This window comes from Pseudomonas sp. SDO524_S393, assembly GCF_054071875.1.
Map to the genome: position 1 here is coordinate 1 of NZ_JBSVVZ010000077.1, position 18,589 is coordinate 18,589.

Genomic DNA, 18,589 nt, shown 5'->3' on the forward strand with positions numbered 1-18,589 from the left:
AGCTCCCACATTTTGATTTGTGAACACAGTCAAATGTGGGAGCTGGCTTGCCTGCGATGGCTATTTCCGCGGCTCAGATACATCCGGGTTGTAAGCAGATAAACCGGTAACCCCGACACCAGAATCAGCAGCGCCGCATAAGGCGCCGCCGCCGCGAATTCCACATTCGAGGTGTGCGCCCACACCGCCGTTGCCAAAGTGTTCAGTCCGGTCGGACTGAGCAGCAGGGTCGCCGTCAATTCCTTCATCGCATCCAGAAAAACCAGCGCAAACGCAGCCCCCAATGCCGGGAAGATAATCGGCAGCGTCACCCGGCAAAACGCACTGAACGACGACGCGCCCAGCGTGCGTGCCGCCTCTTCCAATTGCGGTGCGGCTTTGTTCAGGGCTGTGCGGATTGGTGCCTGGGCCAACGGCAGAAACAACAGCGCATAAGCGATCAGCAGCAGCGCCGATGTCTGGTAGAGCGCCGGCACGTAATGCAGGGCGAAGTACACCAGCGTCAGTGCGATCACCAGGCCCGGCAGGGCGTGCAGCAGATAGGGCAGGCGTTCCGCCCAGATTGCCAGTCGGCCTTTGTAGCGCACCACCAGGAGCCCCACCGGCACGGCCAGTACCAGGCACAGGGCGGCTCCGCCCAGTGAGAGCGCCAGGGAAGACAGCAGCGCCTCACCAATCTCGGCCACCGGAAACGCCGCCGACGAGCCAACGGCCAGCCAATAGCCGAGCATGCCCAGCGGAATGCCGCTGCCGACGATCGCCAGCGCCAGGCAATACGCCTGGCCCAACGGTGCCCATCTGCCCAGTCGAACGGGTTCGGCATGCCGCGCTGCGCCCTGACCGGTGCGCACGTGGCGGCCCTTGCCGCGTGCGCGCAACTCCAGCCACAGCAGAGTCAGGCACATCACCAGCAGTACCGCCGACAGCATCGCGGCATTGGCGTTGCTGAATTCCAGCTCGAATTGCTGGTAGATCGCGGTGGTGAAGGTTTGCAGGCCGATGATCGACAGCGCGCCGAATTCCACCAGCATATGCAGTGCGATCAACAGTGCTCCGGCCAGTAGCGAAGGCCAGAGCAGCGGCAGCGTGACGCGAAAAAACACGCCCCGGCGGTTCTGTCCCAGGGTGCGCGCCGACTCCTCCAGGGACGGGTCCAGGTTGCGCAACGTCGCCGCTACCGGCAGAAACACCAGCGGGTATTTGGACAGGCTCATCACCAGGATCGCCCCGCCCAGGCCCTCGAAGTGTGCGCTGAGCGAGACCCAGGTAAAGCTGCTGACGAACGCCGGCACCGCAAACGGCAGGCACAGAATCACGCCCCAGATGCGCCGCCCCGGCAGGTTGCTGCGTTCCAGCAGCCAGGCCAGGCTCAGGCCGATCACGCCGCAGACAATCGTCACCCCGACCATCAGCGCCAGGGTATTGCGTAGCAACCCGAACACATAAGGCCGCCACAACAGACGCACTGCTTCTGCCCAGCCGGCTTGCCAGGCCTTGAGTCCCACATACAGCAACGGCAACAGGCTCAGGCCCACCAACAGCAGCGCGGGGAGCACCAGCCAGGGCGAGGGCCGCCTGCGTGGTTGGCTGAAGCCGCTACGCAAAGTCGAGAACGATGGGGTCATCAGTTCAGGCCAACGTCACGTTCCAGGTCCAGAGCTTCTTCCGCATTGCCCAGGTCGGCGGGGGTGACTTTCGGCGGTTGCAGCTCGCTGAAGGGTTTGAGGCCGCGGCTGGATTCCATGCCCTTGCGCAATGGGTATTCAGCCGAGGTGTTGGTGATCACGCGCTGGCCTTCTTCGCTGGCCATGAACGCCAGCAACTGCTGGGCTTCTTTCGGGTGTTTGCTGGATTTCAGTGCGGCAGCGGAAGACACGGTAATCAAGCCGCCCACGTCGCCATCAGTGAAATAGTGCAGTTGCGAGTCCAGGTTGGTTTTTTCCTTTTTCAGGGCAAACCAGTAGTAGTTGTTCACCAGTACGGTAGCGACTTCGCCATTCTCCACGGCTTTGAGGGCGACCATATTGTTGCTGTAGACCTTGCCAAATGCGCGCAGGCCGGTGAGCCATTCTTCGGCGGCTTCGCGACCGTGCAGCTTGATGATTGCCACGGCCTGTTCCTGGAAGGCGCCGCTGGTGGGCACGAAGCCCACTTTGCCTTGCCACTCGGGGCCAGCGAAATCCAGTACTGACTTGGGCAGGTCCTTTTCCGCGATCAGCTTGGGGTTGAACGCCACGACGCGGGTGCGTGCGGTGACGCCCATCCAGTCGCCGTTGCTGCCGACGTAATCCTTGGGGAGTACGTCGAGGGTGCTGGCGTCGATCCTGGCAAGCAGGCCTTGCTCGCCGAGTTTGTTCAGTGGCGGCGATTCTTCGGTGTAGATCACATCGGCAGGTGAGCGCTCACCCTCTTCGACGACCTGGCTTGCCAATTGGTTGCTGCTGCCTTTGCGCACGTTGACATGGATGCCGGTCTTGGCTTCGAAGGCCTTGGCGAGTTCGTCGCCGACTTCCTTATGCTGGCCGTTGTACAGGGTCAGGGAAATCTTGTCGGCGCATTGGGCGGCGGGCGAGAGCAGGGTCAGGCCCAGCAGAGTGATGGTCAGGCCACGCAGAAGGGATGTCTTGAGACGGGTATCGCGGATCATCATCCGGGGTGTTCCTCACTTGAGTGCAACAAATCTTTGCAAGGATAAACGATAAAGCTTCTCAGGTGCGGACGAGGGGGGGAGAGGTGCGGGGATGTTTTCAAACCCCAGAAACGAAAAAACCCGCTTTCGCGGGTTTGATCTGAATTTGGTGCCCAGGAGAAGACTCGAACTTCCACGACCGTAAGGTCACCAGCACCTGAAGCTGGCGTGTCTACCAATTTCACCACCTGGGCATCATCGTCAACGTTGCCGTCGTCGATGGCGCGCACTATACGGAGAGGTTTTTGAGCTGTAAACCCCCGTTTTCAAAAAAGCCTGGAAAAAAGCGCCAGTGGTCGCGCAAGGTGCGTTTTGGCGGCTGTGGAGGGCTTTTAATCGTTTGTTGCTGCCTGAAATTTCCCGTTTCAATACGCGTATGCCAAACTAACCCGCATATAGACAAGGTGAAAACTCTCTAATGGCCGATTGGCAGTCCCTCGATCCCGAGGCCGCTCGTGAAGCGGAAAAATATGAAAACCCCATTCCTAGCCGCGAACTGATTCTGGCGCATCTCGCCGATCGGGGTTCGCCTGCTAGCCGCGAGCAGCTGGTTGAAGAATTCGGCCTGAGCACCGAAGACCAACTCGAAGCCCTGCGTCGCCGTTTGCGCGCCATGGAGCGCGACGCTCAACTGATCTACACCCGTCGTGGTACCTATGCGCCGGTGGACAAGCTCGACCTGATCCTGGGGCGCATCGCCGGGCACCGTGACGGTTTCGGTTTCCTGATTCCCGATGATGGCAGTGACGACCTGTTCATGAGCCCGGCGCAAATGCGCCTGGTGTTCGATGGCGACCGCGCCCTGGCGCGTGTTTCCGGCCTGGACCGTCGCGGTCGGCGTGAAGGCGTGATCGTCGAAGTGGTCTCCCGTGGTCACGAAACCATCGTGGGCCGTTACTTCGAAGAGGGCGGCATCGGTTTTGTGGTGCCGGACAACCCCAAGGTGCAGCAGGAAGTGCTGATCACCCCGGGTCGCAACGGCAACGCGAAGATCGGCCAGTTCGTCGAGGTGAAAATCACCCACTGGCCAACGCCGCGCTTCCAGCCTCAGGGCGATGTGATCGAAGTGGTCGGCAACTATATGGCGCCGGGCATGGAAATCGATGTCGCGCTGCGTACCTACGACATCCCGCACGTGTGGCCGGAAGCCGTCGTGAAGGAAGCGCGCAAGCTCAAGCCCCACGTCGAGGAAAAGGACAAAGAGAAGCGCATCGATCTGCGCCATCTGCCGTTCGTCACCATCGACGGCGAAGACGCCCGCGACTTCGACGACGCCGTCTACTGCGAAGCCAAGCCCGGCAAGCTGCGCCTGTTCTCCGGCGGCTGGAAGCTTTACGTAGCGATTGCCGACGTTTCCAGCTATGTGAAGATCGGTTCGGCGCTGGACGCCGAAGCCCAGGTACGTGGCAACTCGGTGTATTTCCCCGAGCGTGTGATCCCGATGTTGCCGGAGGAGTTGTCCAACGGCCTGTGCTCCCTGAACCCGAAAGTCGACCGTCTGGCGATGGTGTGCGAGATGACCATCTCGAAAACCGGCGAGATGACCGACTACCAGTTCTACGAAGCGGTGATCCACTCCCAGGCGCGGTTGACCTACAACAAGGTCAGTACCCTTCTGGAACACCCGAAAACCAGCGAAGCCAAGGCGCTGCGCGGCGAGTACGGCGACGTGGTGCCACACCTCAAGCAACTTTATGCGCTGTACAAAGTGTTGCTGGGTGCCCGTCATGTCCGTGGCGCGATCGACTTCGAAACCCAGGAAACGCGGATTGTCTTCGGTTCCGAGCGCAAGATCGCCGCGATCACGCCGACCACCCGCAATGATGCGCACAAGCTGATCGAGGAATGCATGCTGGCGGCCAACGTGGCCACTGCCGAATTCCTGCAGAAGCATGAAATCCCAGCGCTGTATCGCGTTCATGACGGCCCGCCGCCAGAGCGTCTGGAGAAGCTGCGCGCCTTCCTGGGCGAGTTGGGTCTGTCCCTGCACAAAGGCAAGGAAGGCCCGACGCCGAAGGATTACCAGGCATTGCTGGCCAGCATCAAGGATCGCCCGGATTACCACGTGATCCAGACGGTCATGCTGCGTTCCCTGAGCCAGGCGGTGTACAGCGCTGAAAACGAGGGCCACTTCGGCCTGAACTACGAGGCGTACACCCACTTCACCTCGCCGATTCGTCGCTATCCGGACTTGCTCACGCACCGTGCCATCCGCAGCGTGATCCATTCCAGGCAGAACACCCCGCACGTCAAGCGTGCCGGTGCGATGACCATTCCCAAGGCGCGGATCTATCCTTACGACGAAGCCGCCCTGGAACAGTTGGGCGAGCAGTGCTCCATGAGCGAGCGCCGTGCCGACGAAGCCACTCGCGACGTGGTGAACTGGCTCAAGTGCGAGTTCATGAAGGACCGCGTGGGCGAGTCGTTCCCAGGGGTGATCACCGCCGTGACCGGCTTTGGCCTGTTCGTCGAACTGACCGACATTTACGTCGAGGGCCTGGTGCACGTCACCGCCTTGCCGGGCGATTACTACCATTTCGATCCTGTGCATCACCGCCTGGCGGGCGAGCGCACTGGCCGCAGCTTCCGCTTGGGCGACACGGTGGAAGTGCAGGTCATGCGCGTCGACCTCGATGAGCGCAAGATCGACTTCGGCATGTCTGAAAAGACCGTCGAAGCGTCGGTTGGCCGCAAAAAGCGGGGTGCGCCGACCCCTACCGAGGCGCCGAAGGGTAAGTCGACCCCGGCCAAGGCGGCAACTGAGCCTGCACCGGCCAAGCCGCCACGCCGTTCCACCAAGGAAAAGGCTTCCGATGCCTATCGCTCGAGCGACGCGGCGGCCAATAACGCCGAGGTGCGCAAAAGCCGCGAGTTGAAGCAGAAGCTGCTCAGTGAGGCCCGGGCCGGTGGCAAGCCGGCCGCCAGCGGCAAGTCCCAGGCCGGCGAGAAAAAACCGTCCAAGCACCGTAAAGGCCCATCCCCTGCAAAAAGCGGCGGGGCACGTAAACCTAAGGCCAAGTCATGAGTCTGGAAAAAATCTACGGCGTGCATGCCGTGGAAGCATTGCTGCGTCACCACCCCAAGCGCGTCAAGCAGGTGTGGCTGGCAGAAGGGCGCAGTGAGCCGCGTGTACAGGCGCTGGTCGAGTTGGCCAACGAAAACCGCGTAGCCATCGGCCAGGCTGAGCGTCGCGAGATGGATGCCTGGGTTGAAGGCGTGCATCAAGGTGTGGTGGCGGATGTCAGCCCGAGCCAGGTCTGGGGCGAGGCGATGCTCGACGAGCTGCTGGATCGCACCGAAGGTTCGCCCTTGTTGCTGGTACTGGACGGCGTGACCGACCCGCATAACCTGGGCGCTTGCCTGCGCTCGGCGGATGCCGCCGGTGCACTGGCGGTGATCGTGCCCAAGGACAAGTCGGCGACCTTGACGCCTGTAGTGCGTAAAGTCGCCTGCGGCGCCGCGGAAGTGATTCCGCTGGTGGCTGTGACCAACCTGGCGCGCACCCTGGAAAAACTTCAGCAGCGCGGCCTGTGGGTCGTGGGGACGGCAGGAGAGGCGGAGGTCAGCATTTATGACCAGGACCTCACCGGCCCGACCATCCTCATCATGGGTGCCGAAGGCAAAGGCATGCGCCGCCTGACCCGTGAGCACTGCGATTACCTGGTGCACCTGCCGATGGCCGGCAGTGTCAGCAGCCTCAACGTGTCGGTCGCGACGGGTGTGTGCCTGTTCGAAGCCCAGCGTCAGCGCGGTGCCAAGAAGGCTGTGAAGAAAGGTTGATCGTAACGCAGTACCCTGTGGGAGCCGGGCTTGCCCGCGATGATGGTGTGTCAGTCAGCAGAGACGCTGCCAGTGCCGCCGCCATCGCAGGCAAGCCAGCTCCCACAGTTGTTTTGCGTCTATGTGGCTGCCGTGCTGTTCAAATAATCACCAATTGCCTTGCACCCTTTCTCCCCCTTCTCTACAATTGCGCCCCTTGCCTTGGAGGCCGGCACGCAGGTGCCTCCCCCGCAGCAAGGTCCATAAGTGTCATTCACTCCTTGTCTGACCGTTTTCAAGCGGCAGGCTACAACCCGTAAGGAGCATTCATGCGTCATTACGAAATCATCTTTTTGGTCCACCCGGATCAAAGCGAGCAAGTCGGCGGCATGGTTGAGCGTTACACCAAGCTGATCGAAGAAGACGGCGGCAAAATCCACCGTCTGGAAGACTGGGGCCGTCGTCAACTGGCCTACGCAATCAACAATGTTCACAAGGCTCACTACGTGATGCTGAACGTTGAGTGCACCGGCAAGGCCCTGGCCGAGCTGGAAGACAACTTCCGCTACAACGATGCAGTGATCCGTAACCTGGTCATCCGTCGCGACGAAGCCGTTACCGGCCAGTCCGAGATGCTCAAGGCTGAAGAAAACCGCAGTGAGCGCCGTGAGCGTCGCGACCGTCCTGAGCATGCTGAAAGCGCCGATGGCGACGACAGCGATGACAGCGACAACAGCGATAACGCTGACGAGTAATCCACGGACCTTTTAAGGAGCCTATCAAATGGCACGTTTCTTCCGTCGTCGTAAATTCTGCCGCTTCACCGCTGAAGACGTGAAAGAGATCGACTACAAAGATCTCAACACTCTGAAAGCCTACGTATCCGAGACCGGCAAAATCGTTCCAAGCCGCATCACCGGTACCAAAGCTCGTTATCAGCGTCAGCTGGCCACCGCTATCAAGCGCGCCCGCTTCCTGGCCCTGCTGGCCTACACCGACAGCCACGGCCGCTGAGACCGGGCAGTCGACAAGTAGTAAGGGATTGAATGCATGCGCGCCTTAGCTGAGTTCATCATGCGCGGTCGTATGCAGGCCACTCTGGTAGTGGCTGGATGTGTGGCATTGCCGTTGCTGTATTGGTTGGGTGCTGCCGCTGGATGCCTTGTGCTCCTGCGGCGCGGTTTGCAGGACGCCGTGGGTGTCCTGGCCCTGGGGTTGCTGGCTGCCTTGATCTGGTGGCTGCAACTGGGTGAACCCAAGGTGCTTATGGTGCTGTTGGGGTCATCGAGCCTTGCGTTGGTTTTGCGCGCAAGTGAGTCCTGGGTCCGCACGCTGCTGGTCAGCGTGGCAGTGGGTCTGGTTTTTTCAGTGTTGCTCGGCGCGGCTTTCCACCCGCAGATCGAGGCGCTGGCGCAAGAGATCGTCAAGGTCCTGCCGCTGGCTCTCGGGGATCTCTACCAGCAATTGTCGGTAGATGAGCGAGCGCGCCTCGCGGCACTGATCGCACCGGCCCTGATCGGCCTTATGGCAGTGGTGCTGCAGATCGTCAGCGTGCTGAGCCTGATACTGGGGCGTTATTGGCAGGCGCTGTTGTATAACCCGGGCGGTTTTGGTCGCGAGTTTCGCAGTATCAGAATCCCCGCGGGCGTGGCGATGTTGCTGCTGGCCTGCATGGTGGTCGGACCGAATCTCGGTCCCCAGGCTGCCCTGCTGTTGCTGTTTTGCAGCGTACCGCTGGTGTTTGCCGGGCTGGCCCTGATTCACGGGCTGGTCGCGCAGAAGCGCCTGGCCAGGTTCTGGCTGGTGGGGTTGTACGTGACGCTGTTGCTGTTCATGCAGCTGATCTATCCGTTACTCGTGGTTCTGGCCATTGTCGACGGCCTGATTGATTTTCGCGGTCGTCTGGCGCCGAAAGACGCCGATAACGCGAACGGTGAAGGTTAAAAGTTAGAGGATTTTCACATGCAACTGATCCTTCTGGAAAAAGTCGCCAACCTGGGCAACCTGGGCGACAAAGTGAACGTTAAGGCCGGTTACGGTCGTAACTACCTGCTGCCATACGGCAAAGCCACCGCTGCCACCGCTGCCAACCTGGCTGCGTTTGAAGAGCGTCGCGCTGAGCTGGAAAAAGCTGCAGCAGACAAGAAAGCTTCGGCTGAAAGCCGCGCTGCCCAACTGGCCGAGCTGGAAGTGACCATCACTGCCACCGCTGGCGACGAAGGCAAGCTGTTCGGTTCGATCGGCACCCACGACATCGCTGATGCACTGACCGCCTCCGGCGTTGAAGTTGCAAAAAGCGAAGTTCGTCTGCCGAACGGCACCATCCGCAACGTGGGTGAATTCGACGTGGCCGTGCACCTGCACGCCGAAGTTGAAGCCACCGTACGCGTTGTCGTGGTAGCAGCTTAAGCCGCACCTAACTGACTGGCACCTCGCGTGCCAGGCGGTTAACATCGGGCACGATCCTGTTTACAGGTCGTGCCCTTTGTTTTTCTACAAACCCCGAATTCCAAGTGGCCATGAACGATATTTCAGCTCCCGAGCAATACGATCTGCAAACCGCTGCCCTGAAGGTGCCGCCGCATTCCATCGAGGCCGAACAGGCCGTGCTCGGTGGCTTGATGCTGGACAACAACGCCTGGGAACGTGTGCTGGATCAAGTCTCGGACGGTGATTTCTATCGCCATGACCACCGCCTGATCTTCCGTGCCATCGCCAAGCTGGCCGATCAGAACTCCCCGATCGACGTCGTGACCCTGGCCGAACAGCTCGACAAGGAAGGCCAGACCTCCCAGGTCGGCGGCCTGGGTTATCTGGGTGAGCTGGCGAAAAACACGCCATCCGTCGCGAACATCAAGGCCTACGCCCAGATCGTTCGCCAGCGCGCCACCCTGCGCCAGTTGATCGGCATCAGCAACGACATCGCCGACGCGGCCTTCAACCCCGAAGGACGCACCGCCGAAGAGATCCTCGATGAGGCCGAGCGCCAGATCTTCCAGATTGCCGAAGCACGGCCCAAGACCGGCGGCCCGGTGGGCGTCAACGACCTGCTGACCAAGGCCATCGACCGTATCGACACGCTGTTCAATACCGCCGATGCGATCACCGGCCTGTCCACCGGTTACACCGACCTCGACGAAAAGACCAGCGGCCTGCAGCCTGCCGACTTGATCATCGTTGCCGGTCGTCCTTCGATGGGTAAAACCACCTTTGCGATGAACCTGGTGGAAAACGCCGTGTTGCGCAGTGAAAAGGCGGTGCTGGTGTACTCCCTCGAGATGCCAGGCGAATCGCTGATCATGCGTATGCTCTCGTCCCTGGGGCGCATTGATCAGACCAAGGTGCGTTCCGGTCAGTTGGAGGATGACGACTGGCCACGCCTGACGTCGGCGGTCAACCTGCTTAACGACCGCAAGCTGTTCATCGACGATACCGCCGGTATCAGCCCGTCGGAAATGCGCGCACGTACGCGGCGCCTGGTGCGTGAGCACGGTGATATCGGCCTGATCATGATCGACTACCTGCAGCTCATGCAGATCCCGGGTTCCAGCGGTGACAACCGGACCAACGAAATTTCCGAGATTTCCCGGTCCCTCAAGGCGCTGGCCAAAGAGTTCAATTGCCCCGTGGTGGCCCTGTCCCAGCTCAACCGCTCCCTGGAGCAACGCCCGAACAAGCGCCCGGTGAACTCCGACTTGCGGGAATCGGGAGCGATCGAGCAGGACGCCGACGTGATCATGTTCGTGTACCGCGACGAGGTGTATCACCCCGAGACGGAACACAAGGGCATCGCCGAAATCATCATCGGCAAGCAGCGGAACGGCCCCATCGGCTTTATCCGCCTGGCGTTCATCGGTAAGTACACGCGCTTCGAAAACCTCGCGCCGGGCAGCTACAACTTCGACGACGACGAGTAATGCTCCTGCGCCTGTAAGGGCCTCATCGCGGGCAAGCCCGCTCCCACACTTGGATTGCAAATACCTTCGAATGTGGGAGCGGGCTTGCCCGCGATGGGCGCACCACAATTCCGACTGTCGTCGTCGGAATTGGTCAAAATTTGTGCTATATTCCGCGCCCGCGATTTTCCATCTCAACACCGGTCACCGTCATGCAAACAGCCAAGCCGTTATTTGACTATCCCAAGTACTGGGCCGAATGTTTCGGTCCGGCGCCATTCCTGCCGATGAGCAGGGAGGAGATGGATCAGCTTGGCTGGGATTCGTGCGACATCATCATCGTGACCGGTGACGCCTACGTCGACCATCCGTCCTTTGGCATGGCCATCATCGGCCGTCTGCTGGAGTCCCAGGGCTTCCGTGTCGGGATCATTGCGCAGCCGAACTGGCAGTCCAAGGACGACTTCATGAAGCTCGGCGAGCCGAACCTGTTCTTCGGCGTCGCGGCCGGCAACATGGACTCGATGATCAACCGCTACACCGCCGACAAGAAAATCCGTTCCGACGACGCCTATACCCCTGGCGGCATGGCCGGCAAGCGCCCGCACCGCGCCAGCCTGGTGTACAGCCAGCGTTGCAAGGAAGCCTACAACCATGTGCCGATCGTGCTCGGTGGCATCGAAGCCTCCCTGCGCCGCATCGCCCATTACGATTACTGGCAGGACCGGGTGCGCAATTCGATCCTGATCGACGCCGCCGCCGACATCCTGCTGTACGGCAACGCCGAACGCGCCATTGTCGAAGTGGCCCAGCGTCTGTCCTGGGGCCACAAGATCGAAGACATCACTGACGTGCGCGGCACCGCGTTCATTCGCCGTGACACCCCGCAGGGCTGGTACGAAGTGGACTCCACCCGCATCGACCGCCCGGGCAAGATCGACAAGATCATCAACCCGTACGTGAATACCCAGGACACCCAGGCTTGCGCCATCGAGCAGGAAAAGGGGCCGCAGGACGATCCGGAAGAAGCCAAGGTCGTGCAGATCCTGGCCAGCCCCAAGATGACCCGCGACAAGACCGTGATCCGCCTGCCGTCCGTGGAAAAAGTGCGCAACGACGCGGTGCTCTATGCTCACGCCAACCGTGTGCTGCACCTGGAGACCAACCCGGGCAACGCCCGTGCGCTGGTGCAGAAGCACGGTGAAGTGGACGTGTGGTTCAACCCGCCGCCCATTCCGATGACCACCGAAGAAATGGACTACGTGTTCGGCATGCCTTACGCACGTATCCCACACCCGGCGTACGGCAAGGAAAAAATCCCGGCCTACGACATGATCCGTTTCTCGGTGAACATCATGCGTGGCTGCTTCGGCGGCTGCACCTTCTGCTCGATCACCGAGCACGAAGGCCGCATCATCCAGAACCGTTCCGAAGAGTCGATCATTCGCGAGATTGAAGAAATTCGCGACAAGGTCCCGGGTTTTACCGGGGTGATCTCCGACCTCGGCGGCCCTACCGCGAACATGTACCGCATCGCGTGCAAGAGCCCGGAAATCGAATCCGCGTGCCGCAAGCCGTCGTGCGTGTTCCCCGGTATCTGCCCGAACCTGAACACCGATCACTCGTCGTTGATCCAGCTGTACCGCAGCGCCCGTGCGTTGCCGGGCGTGAAGAAGATCCTGATTGCCTCCGGCCTGCGTTACGACCTGGCCGTCGAGTCGCCGGAATACGTTAAAGAGCTGGTGACCCACCACGTGGGTGGCTACCTCAAGATCGCCCCGGAGCACACCGAGGAAGGTCCGCTCAACCAGATGATGAAGCCGGGCATCGGCACCTATGACCGCTTCAAGCGCATGTTCGAGAAGTTCTCGAAAGAGGCGGGCAAGGAGCAGTACCTGATCCCGTACTTCATCGCCGCCCACCCGGGCACCACCGACGAAGACATGATGAACCTGGCGCTGTGGCTCAAGGGCAACGGCTTCCGTGCCGACCAGGTGCAGGCGTTCTATCCGTCGCCGATGGCCAGCGCCACGGCGATGTACCACTCGGGCAAGAACCCGCTGCGCAAGGTCACTTACAAGAGCGACGCGGTGACCATCGTCAAGAGCGAGGAGCAGCGCCGTTTGCACAAGGCCTTCCTGCGCTACCACGACCCGAAAGGTTGGCCGATGTTGCGTGAGGCCCTGCTGCGCATGGGCCGTGGCGACCTGATCGGGCCGGGCAAGGATCAACTGATTCCCTTGCACCAGCCGAACACCGACAGCTACCAGAGTGCCCGTCGCAAGAACTCGACACCGGCTGGCAGCCACAAGGTGGCCAAGGAAACCACTACCAAAATCCTCACCCAGCACACCGGTCTGCCACCCCGTGGCAGCGACGGCAGCAACCCGTGGGACAAGCGCGAACAGGCCAAGGCCGCCGCTCAGGCACGCAACAAGCAGGCTGCCAAGGAGCGTGCGGACGCGGCCAAGGGCAAAGGCAAGAAGCCGGCGCGCAAGCCGGTGGTGCCGCGTTGATCGCTGCCTGAACATGCAAAGCGCCAGCCTCGTGCTGGCGTTTTGCTTTCTATTCGATGGTGAGCCTGTTTGTTAAGGTGGCGCCCATTGAATCGTCATCGCAGGCAAGCCAGCTCCCACAGTTGATCGGATTCACACGGTTAAACTGTGGGAGCCGGGCTTGCCCGCGATGAGGCCAGTGCGGCCAACATCATCATCAAGGAAGAACATTCATGGGCAACCCCCTGGCCTCCATCGGCATGGACTCCAACCGCTCCCAGTTCATGGCGCGCCAGCGCATCGAAAGCCGGATCAACCTGCCGCGGCTGTTCGCCGCCATCGACGCCGACCCGGGCATCGTCGGCGCGGGCGTGGTGTATATCGATGCTGATTTCAACGTCGTAACGCTGCGTGAGTTCAAGCCGATTTGCAGCATCAAGCCCAAGCGCATCATCTTGCGCGAGGCGCAGAAGTACATTGCGCCGACGCAGTTTGCACAACAGGTCCAGGACAACCCCCGCGAATCGCGTCTGGTGGGGGAGGCGATCAATACCTCTCTATCCTGCGCGGGCGCGGTCATCGGTTGGATCGTCGTGCTCAGCGGCACCGTCGCTGTGCCGTTCACGGCGGGCGCCAGCAGTGTGATTACGGCCATCGGTTATACGGCTGCCACGGCGAGCACGCTCCAGTGTTTTGCCAGTGGCTATCGCGTCAGCAACGAGATCAGTGACCCGTCCAAAAATGACAAGCTTGATAGCTCAGAGTGGTACCAGTACACAATGATCGCGCTGGATGCGACGTCGTTGATAGGTGTCGGTGCATCGACGTTGACCACGATAAAACTGGTGCGGTTAAACCAGGCGACCACCGGCAAAAGCGTGCGAGACGTGTTGCGGGGATTAACGCGGCAAGAGCGCGCCAAGCTTACGAAAGAGCTGCTCAGCATCCAGGATCCGCGCATGAGCGCCAAAATGCTCAAGTTGAAGCAACTGTCCGGCGAGGCAACCAAGCGTTTCACGCCGGCGAAGGTCAAGCATGCAACGGTGACTCAGATACAGGATGCATTGGGCGCAGCCATCGGTTTTACCGGCAGCACAATTTCAGGGAATGTGCGCACCATCGCTGTGGGGCTGTACGAGGAAATGAGCGATGAATGAGCTACCGGGCATTCGCAGTTTTTTGGCGCAGTACTTTCCGGTCTTCATGGGGGCGATTTTCGCGGCGGTGTTCAGCCTTGTGTTTGCGGTACCGTTGATTTTCGACAGTTATTTCCCACGCTTGCCGATGGACGATAACCTCAAGTATTCCTTCCTGGGTGGCCTCGCACTGACGTGGGGGATCGTACAGTGCAATTTCATGATCGCGCGCGGGCGGCCGCAGTGGGTATGGCCACTGGTGGCGCTGCTCGTACTCTGTGTGCTTGCGGTACTGCCCACGTTCGCCTTTGGTCCGCATCCGCTGTCCTATGGATTGAGCCTGCTGTGCCCGCTGCTGGGGTTATTGCTGCTCAACAGCAAGCGCCATCGGGAAATGCGCAAAAAACTGCTGGAGATCCGCCAACTGCGCCAGGCCGTTATAGCTGCGGATAAAAAGCGTTAGTTTTACCGGCTTGTGCCAAAGCACCAGCCCCGTGCCGTATTCGAGGGTGAGCCTGTTTGTTAAGGTGGCGCCCATTGAATCGTCATCGCAGGCAAGCCAGCTCCCACAGTTGATCGGATTCACACAATTAAACTGTGGGAGCCGGGCTTGCCCGCGATGGGGCCGGGTCGGCCAGTAGGAATGTATGAGGAATGAGCGAATTGATGACGCTGCGCGACTTCTTTCGGCACTACTTTCTGACATTTATTGTCGGCGTATTCGCTGCATATTTTTCTTTGGCGTTGGCTGTGGCGCTGGCGTTCGTCACCTATTTTCGTGATGCGCAGATTGCGCAAGTGGGGCTCAAGATCATGTCTGCCGGGGCGCTGCTCATTTTGTTGACGGTTCATAGCAACTTCATGATTTTGCGCGGCCGACCCTCCTGGGTGTGGGTGATGGTCGGTGTCTACGTCGGTTGTCTGCTGTTTGTATTTCCAATGGTTCAATACCAGCCTCAAAAGGTTCTCTTTGGGTTGGCGCTGTTATTCCCGTTGTTCGGACTGTTGACGCTGAACAGCAAGGCTCAACGGAAGATGCGCCAAAAATTGCTGGAAATCCGCCAACTGCGCCAAGCGATGATTGCCCGACACAAAGCCCGCTGACTGGGTAGATTCCCCACCCCCGTTTCACACCAGCGCCACAAATATGTGCGTCACTCGCACCATGGCACCCGCGTCGGCGCTGTTTTGGTGCTGTACTGCACCGGGTCTCACGATAAAGCGCACTGGCCGCCGCTCTGGCATAAGTCTTGCGCGCTTTGTTTTCATGCCCTGGCTCGCAGGAGGCCGCCGTGTCGATTCATGTCGCGTTGCACCACGTTACGCATTACCGCTATGACCGTGCCGTCGAGCTTGGCCCGCAGATTGTGCGCTTGCGCCCGGCGGCCCATAGCCGTACGCGGATACTGTCTTATGCGCTGAACGTGCAGCCCGAGCAGCATTTCATCAATTGGCAGCAAGACCCCCAGGGTAATTACCTGGCGCGTCTGGTGTTCCCGGAAAAGACCGATGAGCTGCGTATCGAAGTCGACCTGGTCGCCGAGCTGGCGGTGTTCAACCCGTTCGATTTTTTCCTCGAACCTTACGCCGAGAAAATCCCCTTCAGCTACGCCGCCGACGAGCAGCGCGAGCTGGCGCCGTACCTGGAAACCTTGCCGCTGACGCCCAGGTTCGCCGCCTACCTGGCGGGTATCGACCGCACACCCTTGCCGGCGGTGGATTTTCTGGTGGGCCTCAACCAGCGCCTGGCCGCTGACATCGGCTACCTGATCCGCCTGGAGCCCGGCGTGCAAACCCCGGAATTCACCCTGGAAAATGCTTCTGGCTCCTGCCGTGATTCGGCCTGGCTGCTGGTGCAACTGCTGCGCAACCTGGGGCTGGCCGCGCGGTTTGTGTCCGGCTACCTGATCCAACTGACGGCTGATGTGAAAGCCCTCGACGGTCCGTCCGGTACCGAAGTGGACTTCACCGATCTGCATGCCTGGTGCGAAGTGTACTTGCCCGGCGCTGGCTGGATCGGCCTGGACGCCACCTCGGGCCTGTTCGCCGGGGAAGGGCATATCCCTTTGGCTTGTAGTCCTGATCCGTCGTCTGCCGCGCCGATCAGTGGGCTGGTGGAGCCCTGCGAGTGCGAATTTACCCACGAAATGTCAGTGGAGCGCATTTGGGAGGCCCCTCGGGTCACCAAGCCCTACACCGAAGAGCAATGGCGGGCGATCCAGGCCCTGGGGCGACAGATCGACGGCGACCTGCTTGAACATGACGTGCGCCTGACCATGGGCGGCGAGCCGACCTTCGTGTCCATTGACGACCCTGACGGCGCCGAGTGGAACACCGCCGCCCTGGGGCCGGACAAGCGTCGATTGTCCGCCGAGCTGTTCCAGCGCCTGCGCAAACATTATGCCCCCCAAGGCCTGGTGCATTTCGGCCAGGGCAAGTGGTACCCCGGCGAGCAACTGCCGCGTTGGTCGCTCAATTGCTATTGGCGCCGAGATGGCGTGCCGATCTGGCACAACAGCGCCTTGATTGCCGACGAGCAACAGGATTACGGCGCCGACGGTGTGCTCGCCGGGCGTTTCCTCGCCAGTGTCGCTGAGCGCCTCAAACTGCCGGCGCGCTTCGTGTTCCCGGCCTATGAAGACAATTTCTACTACCTGTGGCGCGAAGGCGCGCTGCCGCAGAATGTCAGCGCCCAGGACCCGCGATTGAGTGACGAGCTGGAGCGTGAGCGCCTGCGCAAGGTGTTCAGCCAAGGCCTGGATAAAGTCATCGGTCAGGTGCTGCCGCTGGCGCGCACGGCAGCCAACGACCGTTGGCAGAGCGGGCGCTGGTACCTGCGCGACAACCACTGTCGCCTGGTGCCGGGGGATTCGCCGCTGGGCTATCGTCTGCCGCTGGCCTCGCAACCCTGGGTGACGGCGGCGGAGTATCCGTTCGTGCACCCCACCGACCCGAACCAGGATCAGCCGGCGTTGCCGGGCACCGCCGAGCTGAACAATCCGGGCGAACCCGCACCCAGCGATGAGCGCGTGCCCCAGGTCGATCAGTCCGCCGACTGGTTGACCCGCACCGCGCTGTGCGCCGAGGCACGGCAGGGGCGGTTGTACCTGTTCATGCCGCCGCTGGAACGGGTCGAAGATTATCTGGAACTGGTCGCCGTCATCGAAGCCACCGCTGAGGAGCTGCATTGCCCGGTGTTGCTTGAAGGTTATGAACCACCGGCGGATACGCGCCTTAGCAATTTCCGGGTCACGCCGGACCCTGGTGTGATCGAAGTGAATGTGCAGCCCTCCGCGACCTGGGATGAGTTGGTGGAACGCACCGAATTCCTCTATGAAGAGGCACGGCAAACCCGGCTCACCACGGAAAAGTTCATGATCGACGGGCGCCACACCGGCACCGGCGGCGGCAACCACTTCGTGCTGGGCGGCGCGACACCCAAGGACTCACCCTTCCTGCGTCGCCCCGACCTGCTGCGCAGCCTGATCAGCTACTGGCACAACCACCCGTCGCTGTCCTATCTGTTTTCCGGTTTGTTTATCGGCCCGACCTCCCAGGCCCCACGGGTGGATGAAGCGCGCAACGACGCGCTGTACGAGCTGGAAATCGCCTTCGCGCAAATGCCCGCGCCCGGCGAGGAGTGCCCACCGTGGTTGGTGGACCGGCTGCTGCGCAACCTGCTGATCGACGTGACCGGTAACACCCATCGCGCCGAATTCTGCATCGACAAGCTCTACTCCCCGGATGGCGCCACGGGCCGCCTCGGTCTGCTGGAACTGCGCGCCTTTGAGATGCCGCCCCATGCGCGCATGAGCCTCACCCAGCAATTGCTGCTGCGGGCACTGGTTGCACGGTTCTGGCGCGAGCCCTACGCACCGCCGAAACTGGCACGCTGGGGCACCGAACTGCATGACCGCTTCCTGTTGCCGCACTTTATCGAGCAGGACTTCGCCGACGTGATCGTCGAGCTGAACGCTGCCGGCTACCCACTGCGCGCCGAGTGGTTCGCTGCGCACCTGGAGTTTCGTTTTCCCAAGGTCGGCGACTACGCCGTCAGCGGTATCGAGCTGGAACTGCGCCAGGCCCTGGAGCCTTGGCACGTGCTGGGCGAAGAAGGGGCGGCGGGCGGCACGGTGCGTTATGTGGACTCGTCGCTGGAGCGCTTGCAGGTGAAGCTCAGCGGCGTACCACCGCAGCGCTACGTGCTGACCTGCAACGGCATTCCGCTGCCGCTGCACGCCACCGGGCGAGTGGGTGAATTCGTCGCCGGCGTGCGCTATCGCGCCTGGCAACCGGCCAACTGCCTGCAACCGACGATTCCGGTGCATGCGCCGTTGGTGTTTGATGTGCTCGATACCTGGATGCAACGTTCCCTGGGAGGCTGCCAATACCATGTCGCCCATCCGGGCGGGCGCAATTACGACAGCCTGCCGGTGAATGCCAATGAAGCCGAGAGCCGGCGCATGGCGCGGTTTTTCCGCTTGGGGCATAGCCCAGGCAAGCTTCCCGTGCCGAGCGTGGTCGTCAACGACGAGTTGCCCATGACCCTGGACCTGCGGCGTTTCCCCAATAAAAATGACTAAACGCAATCCAGAATGTGGGAGCTGGCTTGCC

Annotated in this window: 14 protein-coding genes and 1 tRNA gene; 12 read left to right on the plus strand and 3 right to left on the minus strand. The window is 61.1% G+C overall.

Annotation, left to right across the window (positions count from 1 at the left end):
• Window positions 1–29: 29 nt before the first annotated feature.
• The 3 genes from ACW9IB_RS25250 to ACW9IB_RS25260 all read right to left on the minus strand — a co-directional run bounded on the left by ACW9IB_RS25250 (window position 30) and on the right by ACW9IB_RS25260 (window position 2,883).
• Window positions 30–1,625 (minus strand): ABC transporter permease, encoded by a 1,596-nt coding sequence (locus tag ACW9IB_RS25250; RefSeq protein WP_457415923.1) that lies wholly within the window; start codon window positions 1,623–1,625, stop codon window positions 30–32.
• Window positions 1,625–2,650, minus strand: a complete 1,026-nt coding sequence (locus tag ACW9IB_RS25255; protein ID WP_457415924.1) for an extracellular solute-binding protein — start codon at window positions 2,648–2,650, stop codon at window positions 1,625–1,627. The genes ACW9IB_RS25250 and ACW9IB_RS25255 overlap by 1 nt, the downstream gene beginning before the upstream one ends.
• A 146-nt stretch (window positions 2,651–2,796) precedes the next feature.
• A tRNA-Leu gene (locus ACW9IB_RS25260) sits at window positions 2,797–2,883 on the minus strand.
• 224 nt (window positions 2,884–3,107) lie between these two features.
• Between ACW9IB_RS25260 and rnr the strand changes: the two genes are divergently transcribed.
• From rnr to ACW9IB_RS25320, 12 genes are all read left to right on the plus strand, one after another.
• Entirely contained in the window at window positions 3,108–5,714 is a 2,607-nt protein-coding gene (rnr, locus tag ACW9IB_RS25265; RefSeq protein ID WP_457415925.1) for a ribonuclease R, read from the plus strand.
• The gene (gene rlmB / locus ACW9IB_RS25270; RefSeq protein ID WP_457415926.1) at window positions 5,711–6,469 is read left to right on the plus strand and encodes a 23S rRNA (guanosine(2251)-2'-O)-methyltransferase RlmB; all 759 of its coding nucleotides are present in this window, start codon (window positions 5,711–5,713) and stop codon (window positions 6,467–6,469) included. Before rnr ends, rlmB begins: the two co-directional genes overlap by 4 nt.
• A gap of 308 nt (window positions 6,470–6,777) precedes the next feature.
• On the plus strand, window positions 6,778–7,203 hold the full coding sequence (gene rpsF, locus ACW9IB_RS25275) for a 30S ribosomal protein S6 (protein WP_457341655.1): 426 nt from the start codon (window positions 6,778–6,780) through the stop codon (window positions 7,201–7,203).
• A gap of 28 nt (window positions 7,204–7,231) precedes the next feature.
• A complete protein-coding gene (gene rpsR, locus ACW9IB_RS25280) occupies window positions 7,232–7,462 on the plus strand; it encodes a 30S ribosomal protein S18 (RefSeq protein WP_002551829.1) in 231 nt (76 codons plus the stop codon).
• 36 nt (window positions 7,463–7,498) lie between these two features.
• Window positions 7,499–8,392 (plus strand): hypothetical protein, encoded by an 894-nt coding sequence (locus ACW9IB_RS25285; RefSeq protein WP_457367230.1) that lies wholly within the window; start codon window positions 7,499–7,501, stop codon window positions 8,390–8,392.
• 18 nt (window positions 8,393–8,410) lie between these two features.
• Window positions 8,411–8,857: a 50S ribosomal protein L9 gene (rplI, locus tag ACW9IB_RS25290; RefSeq protein WP_027617542.1), complete on the plus strand. Its 447-nt coding sequence runs from the start codon at window positions 8,411–8,413 to the stop codon at window positions 8,855–8,857.
• Between the two features lie 110 nt (window positions 8,858–8,967).
• Window positions 8,968–10,365: a replicative DNA helicase gene (gene dnaB / locus ACW9IB_RS25295; protein WP_457367232.1), complete on the plus strand. Its 1,398-nt coding sequence runs from the start codon at window positions 8,968–8,970 to the stop codon at window positions 10,363–10,365.
• Between the two features lie 191 nt (window positions 10,366–10,556).
• Window positions 10,557–12,860 (plus strand): YgiQ family radical SAM protein, encoded by a 2,304-nt coding sequence (locus ACW9IB_RS25300; RefSeq protein ID WP_457415927.1) that lies wholly within the window; start codon window positions 10,557–10,559, stop codon window positions 12,858–12,860.
• Between the two features lie 212 nt (window positions 12,861–13,072).
• The gene (locus ACW9IB_RS25305; RefSeq protein ID WP_457415928.1) at window positions 13,073–13,996 is read left to right on the plus strand and encodes an NAD synthetase; all 924 of its coding nucleotides are present in this window, start codon (window positions 13,073–13,075) and stop codon (window positions 13,994–13,996) included.
• Window positions 13,989–14,438, plus strand: a complete 450-nt coding sequence (locus tag ACW9IB_RS25310) for a hypothetical protein (protein WP_457415929.1) — start codon at window positions 13,989–13,991, stop codon at window positions 14,436–14,438. The genes ACW9IB_RS25305 and ACW9IB_RS25310 overlap by 8 nt, the downstream gene beginning before the upstream one ends.
• Before the next feature lie 191 nt (window positions 14,439–14,629).
• Entirely contained in the window at window positions 14,630–15,079 is a 450-nt protein-coding gene (locus ACW9IB_RS25315) for a hypothetical protein (RefSeq protein ID WP_457415930.1), read from the plus strand.
• Between the two features lie 188 nt (window positions 15,080–15,267).
• Window positions 15,268–18,558, plus strand: a complete 3,291-nt coding sequence (locus ACW9IB_RS25320; protein ID WP_457415931.1) for a transglutaminase family protein — start codon at window positions 15,268–15,270, stop codon at window positions 18,556–18,558.
• Window positions 18,559–18,589 lie beyond the last annotated feature (31 nt).